General features: G+C 69.1%; 11 protein-coding genes and 2 pseudogenes. 4 read left to right on the top strand and 9 right to left on the bottom strand.

What is annotated here, in order from left to right:
• Positions 1–5: 5 nt before the first annotated feature.
• On the bottom strand, positions 6–884 hold the full coding sequence (locus ACFKCF_RS55670) for a hypothetical protein (protein ID WP_394504831.1): 879 nt from the start codon (positions 882–884) through the stop codon (positions 6–8).
• Positions 885–1,315: 431 nt separating this feature from the next.
• Here ACFKCF_RS55670 and ACFKCF_RS55665 point away from each other — a divergent pair, with 431 nt between their 5' ends.
• Positions 1,316–2,272 (top strand): cyclase family protein, encoded by a 957-nt coding sequence (locus tag ACFKCF_RS55665; protein ID WP_394504830.1) that lies wholly within the window; start codon positions 1,316–1,318, stop codon positions 2,270–2,272.
• A 416-nt stretch (positions 2,273–2,688) separates the two neighbouring features.
• Here ACFKCF_RS55665 and ACFKCF_RS55660 read toward each other — a convergent pair.
• A pseudogene (locus tag ACFKCF_RS55660) lies at positions 2,689–3,594 on the bottom strand (transposase).
• A gap of 212 nt (positions 3,595–3,806) precedes the next feature.
• The gene (locus tag ACFKCF_RS55655; RefSeq protein ID WP_394504828.1) at positions 3,807–4,925 is read right to left on the bottom strand and encodes a hypothetical protein; all 1,119 of its coding nucleotides are present in this window, start codon (positions 4,923–4,925) and stop codon (positions 3,807–3,809) included.
• 151 nt (positions 4,926–5,076) lie between these two features.
• Here ACFKCF_RS55655 and ACFKCF_RS55650 point away from each other — a divergent pair.
• From ACFKCF_RS55650 to ACFKCF_RS55640, 3 genes and pseudogenes are all read left to right on the top strand, one after another.
• Positions 5,077–5,562 (top strand): annotated as a pseudogene (locus ACFKCF_RS55650) (family 43 glycosylhydrolase); the annotation flags it as partial.
• Between the two features lie 19 nt (positions 5,563–5,581).
• On the top strand, positions 5,582–6,310 hold the full coding sequence (locus tag ACFKCF_RS55645; RefSeq protein ID WP_394504891.1) for a substrate-binding domain-containing protein: 729 nt from the start codon (positions 5,582–5,584) through the stop codon (positions 6,308–6,310).
• Between the two features lie 49 nt (positions 6,311–6,359).
• Positions 6,360–7,460 (top strand): LacI family DNA-binding transcriptional regulator, encoded by a 1,101-nt coding sequence (locus ACFKCF_RS55640; protein ID WP_394504826.1) that lies wholly within the window; start codon positions 6,360–6,362, stop codon positions 7,458–7,460.
• 10 nt (positions 7,461–7,470) lie between these two features.
• Here ACFKCF_RS55640 and ACFKCF_RS55635 read toward each other — a convergent pair whose 3' ends face one another.
• From ACFKCF_RS55635 to ACFKCF_RS55610, 6 genes are all read right to left on the bottom strand, one after another.
• Positions 7,471–8,295 carry a carbohydrate ABC transporter permease gene (locus tag ACFKCF_RS55635; protein WP_394504824.1) on the bottom strand — a complete coding sequence of 275 codons (825 nt, stop codon included), beginning with the start codon at positions 8,293–8,295 and terminating at the stop codon, positions 7,471–7,473.
• A 1-nt stretch (position 8,296) separates the two neighbouring features.
• Positions 8,297–9,253, bottom strand: coding sequence for a carbohydrate ABC transporter permease (locus ACFKCF_RS55630; RefSeq protein WP_394504822.1), 957 nt, complete (start codon positions 9,251–9,253; stop codon positions 8,297–8,299).
• 73 nt (positions 9,254–9,326) lie between these two features.
• Positions 9,327–10,631: an extracellular solute-binding protein gene (locus ACFKCF_RS55625; protein WP_394504820.1), complete on the bottom strand. Its 1,305-nt coding sequence runs from the start codon at positions 10,629–10,631 to the stop codon at positions 9,327–9,329.
• A gap of 124 nt (positions 10,632–10,755) precedes the next feature.
• Positions 10,756–12,450 carry a hypothetical protein gene (locus tag ACFKCF_RS55620; protein ID WP_394504818.1) on the bottom strand — a complete coding sequence of 565 codons (1,695 nt, stop codon included), beginning with the start codon at positions 12,448–12,450 and terminating at the stop codon, positions 10,756–10,758.
• Positions 12,451–12,461: 11 nt separating this feature from the next.
• On the bottom strand, positions 12,462–13,226 hold the full coding sequence (locus ACFKCF_RS55615; protein WP_394504816.1) for a GntR family transcriptional regulator: 765 nt from the start codon (positions 13,224–13,226) through the stop codon (positions 12,462–12,464).
• 177 nt (positions 13,227–13,403) lie between these two features.
• A partial coding sequence (locus tag ACFKCF_RS55610) for an NEW3 domain-containing protein (protein ID WP_394504814.1) occupies positions 13,404–14,375 on the bottom strand: 972 nt, incomplete at its 5' end.

Below are 14,375 nucleotides of genomic sequence, written 5' to 3'. Positions count from 1 at the left end.
GCGACTTACCCGGTGAGGTCGCTCTTGTAGAAGACGGTCGCCTGGAACTGGTCAGGGTTGCCACTGATCTTGCTGGAGAAGCCGAACGCGAGGCGCGGACCGTCCGACGATCGCCAGATCGCCATTCCCTGAGGTTCGCGACCGGGCAGCGACTCGCCCGCTCTCGTCCGGTACACCTCCTCGACCTCACCCCCGGCCTTGTTCATGTCGAGACGGACCAGATAGGACGGCTTGGCCGGGTCCGAGGGCCGCGCGGGCGGGCCGCCGTAGGAGAGGTAGGCGTACTGGCCGTACGAGGTCACGCCCTGGAAGTGGTCGGAGTCGGAGAGACCGAGTTGGGCGTTGGTCGGGAGGGCGCGTTTGGCCAGGATGGGTGTGGTGTCGCTGATGCCCTTGTCCATGAGGGCGGGGAGGTCGAACAGCGCGAGGCGCCACGGGCTCGTCGTCCCCATGTACCGGACGAGCAGCCGGTCGGTGTAGGGATCGATCGACGGTCTCGGGCAGTCCCGGAAATCGGAGAGGCCGATCGGGAATTTCCGGATCCCCGCGTCCGTGCCGTAGTCGAGCAGGCCCCCGTCGCTGTACTTGATGCGGCAGATCGTGTGGCTGTTGGGGGCCGTATCGGGGGACAGGCTCCTCCAATCGCCCGCGAGCCACACATACGGAGATCCGGACGTGTCCGGCTGGATCGCCATCGACGAACCGTGGTCGAACCCGTGGAGCGCCATGGCGCCCAGCACCTTGCCGCTCAGGTCGGTCCTGGTCATCCAGAGGTCGCCGTTCGTGCTCCCGACCTTGCTCTGCGCGAAGTAGATGTGCCCGTGGACGTGGTCGAAGGCGAAGGACTGCATCGCCCAGTAGGGCTGGTGAAGTGTGGCCCGCACAACGGGATCGCCGCCGGCCCCCTCGAATACGAAACGCTGCGATGTCGGGACGGTCGCGGACGCCGATGCAGCCGCGAACAAGGAAAGGCCGCCGCTGACGGCGGCGGCCGCTATCCCTGTACCGGTTCGGAGGAGCGTGCGACGACTTACGGCAGATGCTCCGTCGATGGGGGTAGTTTCGCGCAAGTGCATCACCCTGCCAGTCGTTCGGCTGATTTGGTGGATCTTGATCAATCTAGCAATCGGACCGATGGGTGTCCCGCTCGCCGGTTCCTGCGCGGCCGACCCTGTGGCGGCGCCGGTCTCCCGGCGGCTTGGATCGAGGTTGCTCACACCGTCTCTCCGGCCCCGGCGAGGTCATGTCAAAGGAGAGGGCGGGATACGCTGCCTGCGGTGCCTCGAATCACGTGACCGGAGGAGTCGATGCTGGGATGACGGCAGAGCGATCGATGCCCACACAGGACGACGTGCTCGGGTACTTCGACACGCTGTCGAACTGGGGACGGTGGGGCGACGACGACGAGCTCGGCACTCTCAACCACATCACCGACGACGTCCGGCTGGCGGCGGCGCGGGCCGTGCGCCACGGCAGGAGCGTGTCGTGCGCGTGGGAGGTCGCCGTGCCGGAGGAGATGGAGCGGTCGACGACGACGTGCCCGTGCGCCGCCGACATGCCGGGTGCCGAGAACATGCCGCTGCCCGGATTCCGCAACGACCGGCACTGGGGCTATTCGAACGAGCGGCTCGGCATCACGTTCCACGGCAACACCGTCACCCACGTCGACTCGCCGTGCCACATCTTCTGGGACGGCACGATGTACAACGGGCGATCGCACTCGCTGGTCGACACCGCAACCGGATCGGCGTGGGCGTCCGTCACGGCGGCGGCGAACGGGATCATCACGCGCGGTGTCCTGCTGGACATCGCGAGCGCGCGGGATGTGCCGTGGTTGGAACCGGGGCAGGGGGTGTATCCCGACGATCTCGAGGAGGCCGAGCGTCGCCAGGGCGTGCGGGTGCGACCCGGCGATGCGGTACTCCTGCGGACCGGCTATGGCCGCGTCCGGCACGAGACCGGTGCGTCCAGCGGTTTCACGCAGGCTGGCTGGCACGCGTCCTGCCTGCCGTGGCTGCATGAACGGGAGGTCGCGCTGATCGGCGCTGACACCCCCCAGGACGTTCAACCATCGGGGTACGAAGACGTGTTGATGCCCGTTCACGCCGTGAGCCTCGTCGCCATGGGTCTGTGGATGCTCGACAACTGCGACCTGGAGGCGTGCGCGACGACGGCTGCCGAGCTCGGCCAGTGGGACTTCCACCTCGCAGTCGCGCCGGTCCGCTTCGCCGGCACGTCCGGCAGCCCGGTCAACCCGATCGCCACATTCTGACCGCGGTTCACCAGGAGGTGCGACGCCATGAAGGACCCGGTGACCGCGTGTTGGAATCTTCGGTCTCCGCCTGGGCCCAGCGGATCGGGCAGGACCCGGCACAGCGCGGCGTGGTCGTGGGCGTCGAAGTAGTAGCCTTCGGCCGAGTACTGGCCACGTCGGTAGCGCTGGGCACGGGGGAAGAGAAAGTCGTCGATGGTCGCGCGGATGACGTCGCGGTCCTGCGCGCGCAGGACGACGGCAAGCTCGTCGGCCAGCGTGGTCTTGCCGGCGGCGGGCGGCCCGTCGATGGCGACCCGCAGCGGGTGCGCGGCCGTGACGGACCTGATCGCCTCGACCAGCCGACTGATGAGCTCGCCGCGGGTGCCTTGGTTCATTGCTGCCCCTCTCACGGTGTCTCTGTTCAGCACCACACGTCAGGCTGCGGTCGCCGGCTCGCGTTCGACGAGGACGCCTTGTTCGAAGCGGGCTCCGGCGCGGACGAGAGTGACGAGGTGGGGTGCGTTGAGCGCGCGCCCGCGGGCCTGGGCGGACTCGATGAGTTTGAAGGCCATGGCCAGGCCGACGGCTCGGGATCCGGGCCCCTTCGACGCCGGGGCGCATGTCACGCCGGGCGCAGGCGTGCGGCAGGTCGGCCCGCGACTCGGTCGACTCGCGGTAGCCGTCGGCGAGCGCGATCAGTTCCCTTGCGGCCGTCGGCGCGGAATCCGATCATCACCAGCAGGCACAGCTCGTGCTCCTCCAGTCGGATGTTGACATGGATCCCGTCGGCCCACAGGTAGACATAGTCCACCGCCGGCAGATCTCTGGTCGCGAAGGCGCGCTGTTCGGCCTTCCACTGCTCGGTCAGCTTGGTGATGAGCGAGCTCGGCAGGCCGGCCGAGTTGCCGAGGAACTGGCCGAGAGCAGGCACGAAGTCGCCGGACGACAGGCCGTGCAGGTACAGCAGTGGCAGCACCTCGGTCACCTTGGGGTCTTACTCGCCCATGGTGGCAGGATCGCTGAGGAGAACCGGCGGCGCTCGCCCGTCTCCGGGGCGGTGCGCCGGTCGTTGACCCGTGGCGCCTTCACCTCGATAGCACCCGACGAGGTCAGCACCTCGCGAGGCTGGTGCGAGTCGTTGCGCATCACCAGACGACGACCGCGCTCGTCACGCTGGTCGGCGAACTGAGCGATGTAGGCATCGACCTCGGCCCGCAATGCCTCGCCAACATCCGGCTGGCGCCCTCCCGGACGGTCTCGTCGATCGACGACGCCGCCACAGGCGGCCCGGCCGACGCGACAACCTCGCGATCGGACGGGTCGGCGACTACGGCGAGCATGGATGCACCCTCCCGACCAACGTTGGCGCGCCGGCCATGCGTGAGACCTACAGACGATCATCGGGAAGGTGGAACCCCTCCCGGCCGATCCACAGGTCTCAAGCATTGCTCTCCAGGTCGCCGCGTATCCGGAGAGCCATGCCATGGGGGCATCCTCTGAGGAGCCCAGCATTGCCAGGCTGCTCTACTGTCGCGGCCTGCTCTTTGGGGTGTTACAGCAGCCGTTCGCTTCGGATGGCTGCTTCTTCTCGGGTCGCGGTGAGGAACGCCTGGCGGAGCTGGTCTTGCCGTGCAGCTCCGACGGTTCCGGGGTGGGGGTTGCTGTGGTGCTGGTAGAGGTGCCAGCAGGTGCGGATGCCGTGAAGAAGGTTCTCGAGCAGATCCGGGGCGGGCCGGGCGGGGTCGAGCGAGGTGAGTGGTAGATGGATGGTGTCAGGGCTGAGGTTGAGTTCGGAGTGGTCGGCGCGGGCCGCGTGAATGAGTTCTTGGGCGACGGTGATGCGGTGTTGAACGTCAAGGATGCCGCGCAAGTGGCCGTCGGCGACATGCAGGGCGTTGCGGATCAGGGGCATGACGACGTGCCGGGCGCGGGCGCCGGCAGTGATGGCGGTGGTGATGTCGGTGAGGCTTTCGATGGCGAGGGGTTTGTCGGACTGCTCGGCGCTGGCGACGACTTGGATCGGGTGCATGCCGCTGTGTCGAGCGGTGATGGTTACGGCGGCGTAGAACCAGTGGGCGGCGGCGATGGCGGCTGCGGTGGGATCCACTTCGGTGAAGAGGGTCTGGTTGCCGAAGGGATTGTCGTGCAGCAGGCGGTCGGCTTGGGAGATCTGCAGGGGTGAGGCGTCTTCGCGGCTGAGGGCGGCGGCTTGCTGGGCTCGTTCGGACAGGTCGCCGCGTTCGGCTCGTTCGATGGCGGCAAGTTCGGCGGCGACGTCGGTGGTGACGTGCGTGGTGAGCTGAGAAGTGTTGAGCATGTGCAGGATTCGGGCAACAGCGTGGGCGGCTTGCTCGATCTTGGTATTGCGCGGCTGGTTGGTGAGTCCCTGGGTGGCGATCAGGGTGGGGAGGACAGCGGCGAACGCGTCGCGTTCTTGTTGCCGGTGCCAACCGAGGCTGTGGGGACCGTGCCGGTCGGCAGCGGTGGCGGGGTGGGTGTACGAGCGCCAGCAGATGTGCGACAGGTGGGTCAGCTCCGCGGCGAGTTGGCGGGTGTTCTGATGGAGTTGATCGTGGGTAAAGCGGGCCACGACGCTGGCGCTGTCGCCGATGCCGGTACTCCACTGCGCGACAAGCGTGTTGTGGGCACGGTCGATGGCATACCGAGTCACGAAGACCTCTTCGGGAAAGGGGGATCAGAGAGTGAGGGCCATGCTCGGGCCAGTTGCTGGCCATGCCTAGGATGCTGGATCCGCCGCTCACGGGAAGCCCTTTTGCCATTGTCGCGAGTCCCTGATCGGCGCTTTTGCTGAGTGATGCGGCATAATTCCTTCTCCCGCCGCCGGTTGCGGCGCGGCGTTCTACTACACCGCCGAGCAGAACATCGGGGTCGCCCGCGCGGACACCCCGGCCGGGCCGTTCGAGGATCTGGGCCGCCCGCTGGTCGCGGCCGGCGACCACCCGGGCGTCGCCATCGACCCGTCGGTGTTCACCGACGACGACGGCGTGACTTATCTGTACTGGGGCAACGGCGTCGCCCACGCCGTCCCCCTGAACGACGACCTCATGTCCTTCAACCCGGCCCAGGTCGTCTCCTGGGTGCCGACCGCCTTCCGCGAGGCGGCCACCATGCACCGCCGCCACGACCGCTACTATCTGTCCTGGTCCGAGAACGACACCCGCGAGCCCGACTACCGCGTCCGCTACGCCGTCGGCCCAGGCCCGCTCGGCCCCTGGGAGGACCGCGGCGTCCTGCTGGAGAAGGACACCGAGCGCGGCATCCTCGGCACCGGCCACCACGCGGTCCTGCGCGTCTCCGGCACCGACGCTGGATCGTCGCCTACCACCGCTTCGCGATCCCGGATGGGGACGGCACCCATCGGGAGATCATGTTCGACCGGCTCGTCCACCGCCCGGACGGCGATCTCGAACGGGTCGCCTTCGCGCGGACACCGATCCGCGTGCCCCTCCCCGCACGGCACCGCTCGGCGGATCGGCCGCCGTCCTCGCGCCGGCCGGATGCCGATCCGGCGCGCGGGCCGCCACAGCGCACCTCATCGAGCGGGGCTGCCGCCGCATCGCGGTCATCGACGGGCCGCAGCGGGGCGAAATCGACGTCTCCAGCCTGCGCCACGACGGCTACCGCGAGGCGTTGGAGGAGGCGGGTCTGCCCTTCGATCCCGCGCTGGTGATCCCCATCGACGCGCTGACGATGGAGACGGGAGCGGCCGCTGCGCGCCGGCTGGCCGGCTCCGGGGTCGCGTTCGACGGCGTGTTCTGCGTAACCGACACGGTCGCGATGGGGACGCTGCGTGGCCTGGCCGACTGCGGGATCCGCGTCCCGCAGGACGTCAAGGTGATCGGCTTCGACAACATCGCCGAGGGCGCCTACCTTGTGCCGTCTCTGTCGTCCATCGACCCCGACCATGCGCTCATGGCCAGTACGGCCGTCGGGTTCCTGGCCAAGCGGATCGCGGAGAAGGGGAAGGACAAGCAGGTCGCCCGCGAGTTCATCAGCCGCTTCTTCGTCGTCGCCCGCGAGTCGACCGGCGGGTAGACAGGAAGCGGCGTGACCGGGGACGGACAACGTTCTCTACACTGGTGAGGTGGCCAGACGAAGGAGCGACGCGCCCGACGATCCCGACCGCCGGCAGAGCACGATCAAGGATGTGGCCGAGCTCGCCGGCGTCTCGCTGTCCACGGTCTCGCGCGTCGTGGCCGGCAACTACCCGGTGGCCCGGGCCACCCGGTCGCGGGTGCAACGGGCGATCGAGGAGCTCAACTACGTCACCAACACCCACGCCCGCGTGCTGGGCGGCGGATCTGCCCGCACGGTCGGCTTCATCGTCAACGACGTGCGCGGTGCGGCCTTCGCCGAGGCCGTGCACGGTGTCGAGCAGGAGGCCGCGCGCCGCGGGCACATCTGCCTGGTGGCCACCACCGACGGAGATCCCGCCCGCGAGCTGGCCGCGATCCAGCTCATGCGCGAGCAGCGGGCCGCCGCGGTGTTCCTGATCGGCGGCGCCACTGACAACGCCGCCTACCGGGCGCGGGTGGCCGACATCGCCCGCTCGCTCGACGCGTCCGGATCGCGGCTGGTCCTGTGCGGCCGCCCGCCCCTGGGGGACGGGATCCCGGTAACCGTCGTCGAGTACGACAACGAGGGCGGTGCCTACGCGCTGACCAGCTTCCTCGTCGGCCGTGGCCACCGCAGGATCCTTTATGTGGGCGGGGACCCCGAGTTCACCACCACCGCGGGCCGGCTCTCCGGTTTCCGCCGGGCGATGGGCGACCTCGGCTGCTCCGTGGACGAGAGCCTGCTGGAGCTCGGCACGGGATTCACCCGCGAGTCGGGCTACGCGCGGGTCAGCGCCCGGTTGCGGGGAGAACGCGACTTCACCGCGGTCTTCGCCGAGACCGACGTGATCGCCGGCGGTGCGATGGCCGCAGTCTTCGACGCGGGTCTCAGCGTCCCCGAGGACGTCTCCATCGTCGGCTACGACGACATCCCCCTGGCCGCCGATCTGCGTCCCGGCCTGACCACCGTCCGTGTGCCCTACGAGGAGCTGGGCCGCGCGGCCGTGCGCGCCGCCCTGGACCCGCCCGCGGGCAGGGCGGATCAGCGTCAGGTGCTGGGCGCCCACGTCGTCGTCCGCCGGTCCGCCGACCGTCCCGGCGCGAGCTTGGGCGTACCCGCCGGCACGTAGCTCAGCGCGGCTAATCCTTCAGGCCCGCACTGAGGTCGGCGTTCATCACGTACTTCTGGAAGATCAGGTAGATCACGATCAGCGGGATCATGGACAGGACGGACGCCCCGAGCAGGACCGACCAGTTGACGTTCTCCGCGCCCACGATGCTCGCGACGCCGATCTGCAGGGTGAACTCCTTCGGGTCGTTGAGGATCACGAGGGGCCAGATGTAGTCGTTCCACCGCCACTGGAACGACATGATGGCGAGGGTCATGATGATCGGCCGGGAGAGCGGCAGCATGATCCGGATGAAGGTCGACAGTTCCCCGCTGCCGTCGATGCGGGCCGCGTCCAGCAGGTCGTGCGGCACGCTGAGGAAGAACTGACGGAACATGAAGGTGCCCGTCGCCGTGATCACCGAGGGGGCCACGACTCCGGCGAGACTGTTGTACAGGCCCAGGTCGCGGACGATGAGGAACAAGGGGGAGAGGATGACCTCGCCCGGCAGCATCGTGGTGGCCAGGATGCAGATGGTGAACGCCCGCAGCCACCAGTTGGTGTACTTCGCCAGGGCGTACCCGCAGGTCGCGCTGGTCAGGATGGTGATGAGGGTCGCGGACACGGCCACGATGAGGGTGTTGCCGAAGTAGCGGCTGAAGTCGAAGCTCGTCCAGGCCTCCGTGTAGCCGGAGATGGTCGGCTGCCTCGGGAAGACGGTCAGCGGATAGGAGAACAGCTCTCCCGCCGGTTTGAAGGAGCTGAGCAGGAACCACAGGACGGGAATGCCGTACAGGGCGACCATGAACCACAGGGCCGCCGTCGCCCAGACCTTCTTCGGCAGCAGGTTGTCCATCTCAGGACTCCTTCCGGCGGTTGATGACCAACTGCACGACGGCGATGACCATCAGGAGCAGCATGAGCACGAAGGACGCCGCGCTCGCGTAGCCGATCTGGGCGCGGCGGAAGCCCGTAGTGAAGATGTACTGGATGAGCAGGTTGTTCTCGGTGCCCGGGCCTCCGGCGTTGACCGCTTGGACGAGCGCGTACTCCTTCATCGTGCCCAGGGTGGTGAGCAGGATCACGATGAAGGACGTGGGCGCGATCGAGGGCAGCGTGATGTTGCGGAACTTGGCCCACGAGCCCGCGCCGTCCAGGGACGCGGCCTCGTAGTACGCGGCCGGCACGTTCTTGATGGCCGCGACGAACATCAGCATGTTGACCGCGGTGTTACCCCAGGCCGCGGCGATGATCACGATGATCAGGGACAGGTCCGCGTTGGACTGCCACGGTACCGCCTCGCCACCGAGCGCGATGATGACGTAGTTGACGAGCCCGAAGTTCTCGCCGAAGATCCACCGCCAGATGACACCGGCGATGATCGGGGAGATGAGCCAGGGCACGAAGAAGATCACCCGTGCGACCGGCTTGCCACGGCTGTACGGGCTGACGATCAGCACGGCCGCGCTCAGCGAGGCGACGTACGTCAGCGGAACGACGGCCGCCGTGAAGATCACGGTACGGATCAGCGCCGCGTAGAACGCGTCGTCGTTCAGCAGCCGCTGGTAGTTGTCCAGGCCCACGAACGGCGCCGAGCCGACGCCCGTGTAGCTGGTGAAGGAGTAACCCAGGCCGATGACGGCCGGCCAGAGGAAGAAGAGCAGGAACAGGGCGAGGTTGGACGAGATGAGCAGCAGGGGCGCCAGGGTGTAGCGGTCATGCCGCCCGGTCCGTCGCCGGGGCCACCGCCGCGACGCGATCAAGGCCGGTTTCTCGTCGGCGAGCCCCGTCGATCGGGGGAGACTCTCCGCCATTGCGATCTCCTCTTTTCCGCGTTCGTCAACGCTCGGCCCGCCGGCGCGGGGAAAGCGCCGGCGGGCCGTACGGTCAGCCGATCTGCTGGTTGAGTCCCGACACGATGTTGTCGACGGTCTTCTTGACGTCCTGCTGACCGTTGATCAGCTTGGCCATCTCGACCTTGGTCGGGTCTTCCTGGATCGACTTGCCGGCGAGCAGGAGCTTCGTCCCGCTCTGGAATCCGTAGGAGGAGATCGGGTCCGCCAGCTCGATCTCCTTGATGTAGAGCTGGAACGCGTCCAGGGCCGCCTTGTTCTTGAACGGGTAGTTCAGCGTGAGACCGGACTCCACCGGCAGGTAGCCATTGACCTGCGCGAGCTTCGTGTAGTTCGCGGGCTGGAAGATGTAGTCCACCCACTTCTTGGCGGGGTCGGCCTTGTCACCGTTGTTGAAGGCGACCACCTTGCCACCCAGGTTGATGTCGGTGACGTGGCCGGGGCCCGGCGTCGGCGCACTGGCCCAGTCGAAGCTCGTGATGCTCTCCGAGAAGTCGGCCACCTGCCAGACGCCGGAGAAGTAGGCGACGACCTGGCCGCTCTTGAACAGGGCGTTCGGGTCGGCGCCCGCGCCCCACACCGACTTCGGCATGACCTTGTCGTCGTTCAGCGAGGCGAACTTCGACAGCGCCTGCACGGTGGCGGCGTCGGGGGTGACGTACTTGTTGTCCGCGCCGAGCTGGAAGCCCTTGCCGCCGTGGCCGTAGATGAAGGCCCTGATACGCGCGGGGGACTGGTCGTAGACCAGGTCGTACTTGGCGCCCGTGGCGGTGCGGACCTTCGTGGCGGCGGCCAGGAATTCGTCCCAGGTCCAGGCCGTGTTCGGGTCGGCGGGAACCTTGACCTTGGCCTTGTCGAAGAGGCTCTTGTTGACGAACAGCCCGGCCGCCGTCAGGTCGGAGGGGATGCAGAGGACCTTGCCGTCCTGGACGGTGAGCAGGTCTTTGTTGATCTTGTTGGCCGGGGCGTTCGCCGTCGCGCCGAGGTCCTGGAGCTGGTTGATCCAGATGGTGTCGAGCGAGGGCACGCTGGCCGCGTCGGGCAGGGAGTTGGCCTGCGCGGCCTGGCGGAGCTTGTCCTGGTAGCCGTCGTAGGGGACGTTGACGATCTCGACCTTGACCCCCTCTTTGGCTTCGAACTCCTTGGCCAGGTCGAGGTAGCCCTGCGCCTGGGCCGCGCTCGCCGAGAGCCAGAAGGTGATGCTCTTGGCGCCGGAGCCCCCGCCCGAGTCGCCGCCGGAACTCGAACCGCATGCGGTGAGGGCGAGCGCCACGGCGACGGCCACCGGCAGCCGGCGCCAGCGCGTGAGTCGGTTCCTGGTTGTCACGGAAGTCGTCATGGCGTCTCCTCAGGGGGTCATCTGCCTGTGGCGTCGGACGCTAACGGGAAAGCGCTTACTAGGTCAATAGTCAGGACATATGTACGTCAAGATGAAATACTTGCTTAGCCAGTGAACTGCGGTTTCATCCGACATGACGGGTGGCCGTGAGGCGCAAACGCAACCTTCCCGGCACCCGTCCGGCGACGTACAGGCGCTCTCCCGACACGGCGTCGGTGCCTCCGAGGAACCGGTACTCCTCGCCGGGCTCGTAGGCGGGGACCGCATGGGAAGCGGCCGTCGACATGGCGGGCGCCGTGACCGTGATCGAGTCGTCGCCGACGCGGTAGACCGCGGGCTCGCCCGGGTCGAGCTGCCAGGCGTGCTCGTCCACGGCCATGGCGCCCGTCATCCGGCCGCCGGGCCGGAAGGCCAGCTCCAGCGCCCAGTCCACGGCCGGGCCCGCCAGGTCGACCGTCAGCTCGGCCCCGGCGTCCGTGATGGCCACGTGGACGGCGGTGGTCAGCGTGACCTCGTCCCGCGCGCGCCGGCCGAAGTCCATCGCCGCGCTGAACCGGCCGTCGTCCACCAGCTCGTAGTGGCCGCGCGCGTCGCGGTTCTGATCCGTCATCGGCTGGTAGTAGGAGGCCGACACGGATTCCGTGAGTGTCGCGGTCGGGTCTCCGTGATCGCGCTCGACCAGCAATCGGGCGGCGCGGAACGGCCCCAGGCCGAAGAAGACCCGCGAGAGACGCACGTCCCCCAGGACGGCCGCCCCGGCGAACAGGCGTAGGAACGTCGGGGAGTTCGCCAGCCCGGAACGGATGCGTCTGTGGCGCGGATAGTCGGAACCGCCGAAGACCACGGTCGTCGTCGCGGGCCGATGGTCGACGAGCAGCCCCGCGGCGCCGAAGACGCGGTGCCGCGGTCTTCGGGGCGGCGCGGGTTGCGGCAGCTCCCGCGCGATGCCGGGGTCGAGGAGCAGCTCCGTGGCCGCGCGCGCCGGTGAGACGACCCCCTGGGACAGCGCCAGCCCGGCCGCCCAGGCGAGGTCGCCGCGGCCGCGCAGCAGCGCGATCCGGCGCAGCGGGAGCAGGTAGGGCGCCAGGGGCAGCGGCCGGCGTTGGTCCTGGCGGCGCGACAGCACCGTCTCGACCGACCCGTCCGGCAGCAGCAGATCGAGCGTGGCGTCCAGGTTCCGTTCGACGGCGTCGACCAGGTCGGGACGGTCGAACACCTCGGCGATGGTGAGCAGCGACGGGTTCGACACGTACGCGGCGTAGTTGGCGCTGCGTTCGGAGTAGAGCCCGTCGTCGTCGATGTCGACTCCCTCGGCCAGCCACTGGCCGACCCGTTCCGCCAGCGCCCGGTCGGGCGCGAGCCGGTGCAGCTTGGCCAGGGCGGCCGAGATCTCCCAGCGGTGGTTGGGGGTGTGCACTCCGCCCCGCGCCAGGGCCGGGGTGGCCGCCGTCAGCAGGTCCTCGAGCAGGTCCGCCAGCTCGCGCTCGGCGGCGCCGGGAGGGTCGCGCCGCAGCAGCCACAGGGCGTCGGCGAGATCGTTGACGCTGAACGCGGAGTCCGGCGGGGAGTCGACGTTGTCGCCGCCGGTGAACAACCCGCCGGGGCCCTGTAGCTCGCGCAGCCGGGCGGCGAGCCGGGCCGCGTGATCGAGCAGCGGGCTGTCCCGCCCGTACGCGACGAGGGCCAGGATCCGCTCGGCCAGTTGGCGGTGCTGCAGGTCACCCCCGCCGTCGCCCTCGTTGAGTATCGCCTTGACCTGCCCCGTCAGGGCAGCCTGGACCGCCGCGGTGAACGCGGTGTCAACGTTTTCGTCGTTCATCTCTTCATCGATCAGCCCATGAGCAGGTTCATCTGGAAGCTGTAGCGGGCGGCGGCGTAGATGTGCGTGCCGTACTCCACGGGGGCGCCGCTGTCGTCGTAGGCGACGCGCTCCATGGTCAGGACGGCGGCGCCCCGGCTCTCCCCGAGCAGCCGCGCCTCCGCCGCCGTGGCATTGCGGGCGCCGACCGTCTGGGTCGCCGCGTGCAGCCGGATGCCGGCCGCCCGGATCAGCTCGTACAGCCCTTGCCTCTCCAGCGCTTCGGTCCTGACCTCGAGCAGTAAGGCGGGCAGGTAGTTGCGCATCTTGGCGAGCGGCTGGTCGCGGGCCTTGCGGAGCCGCGTTATCGCGATCACCGGCGTCCCCTCGGCCAGCCGGAGGGCCTCCGCGACGGCCGCGGAGGCCGGCTCGACGGTGTTGGACAGCACCGTCGTGGCCGGCTCCTGGCCGGTGCTCTTGAGGTCGTCGTACAGGCTGCTCAGCTCCAGCGGTCGCCGGACCTGGGACTGGACGACCCGGGTGCCCACCCCCCGCCGCCGCACGATCAGGCCCTTGTCGACGAGGAACTCCATCGCCTTGCGCATCGTGGGGCGCGACACGGCGAGCTGGTCGGCCAGCTCGATCTCGCTGTCGAGCTGGGTGCCCGGCGGCAGCACGCCGCCCGCGATGGCCGCCTCTAACTGCTGCGCCACCTGGAAGTAGAGCGGAACGGCGCTGGCCTTGTCGAGGGTGACAAGGGCGGCGAGCGACTCGGGCCGGGGGATCTGAGTTGGCATGGCTGTCATTATGACAGGACTACCTGACAAATGAGCTTATTGTCATGCTTGTCTCCGTTGTATGTGGCGAGCCGGCCGCCTTGAGCGGGGCGTACGCGAAGGTCAGCCGTCGGATGGTCCCCCATCCAAACGTCTCGGAAAGAGCTGCGTCAATATGTTGTCCTGACTTTTTCGCGCCTATTGTCCTGACAAAGATCGAACCTCGACGGGGAGCGTCCGGGTGTAGTGGACCCGGCCGAAGGCGCCGACCTTCACCGCCGCCCACCAGTGCGCCCCCGGCCGGGCGTCGCCCGGCGCCCGTACGGTGAAGTGCAGCGGGACGCGGCCTCCGGCGGGGACGGCGAAGCCCTGCGTCCACGGGCCGGAGAGCACCTCCCCGGCCCCGGCGCCCCACGTGCCGAACGGGCTGAGCAGTTGCGCCTCTCCGCGTACCTCGGTGCGCGCGTCGTTGACGAGCTCGACCGTCAGAGTCGCCACCCCGCCCGGCACGACCTCCAGCCCGGCCGGGCCCGACGTCACGGTGAGCGGCTCGCGGGGCTCCGGGTCGCCGACGGTCACGGTGACCACGTCCTCCAGGGTCTGGCCCAGTTCGTCGCGGATGCGGGCGGCGACGAAGTAGGTCCCGGCCCCGGCGTCGGCGGGCGGCCGCAGGACCGTCTCGAACGCGGCGTGTTCCCCGGCCTCCAGGTCGTACTTCAGGGAACCGGGAGGAGCCGCCGCCCAGCCGTCCGGCACGTCCAGCTCCACCAGGCCGACGGCGGGCCGGGCCGAGCAGGCGACGGTGACCCGTACGCTCTCCTCGTCGCCCGGCCTCACCCGCAGCGCCGGCGGATGCGCGTGGACCGCGACCGGCAGGTACCCGGCGGGGGCCGGGCCCTTGTTGTGCAGCCAGTACCGGGTGAAGACCGGCTGGGCGGGCTCGACGTGGGCGGCCGCGTGACCCGGTCCCAGGGCGGCCCGCGCGCCCAGCGTGACGATCTCGGCGGGCCGCAGCGGGATCACCGCGTCGCCGAGCCGCTCACCCGTCCCTGCGAGCGTCGACCCTGCGAGCGTCGACCCTGCGAGCGTCGACCCTGCGAGCGTCGACCCTGCGAGCGTCGACCCTGCGAGCGTCGACCCTGCGAGCGTCGACCCTGCGAGCGTCGACCC

Source organism: Nonomuraea sp. JJY05, from assembly GCF_043496855.1.
Lineage (GTDB): Bacteria > Actinomycetota > Actinomycetes > Streptosporangiales > Streptosporangiaceae > Nonomuraea.
Note: the sequence above shows the minus strand (reverse complement) of the source record. Positions and strands in the feature narration are given on the sequence as shown.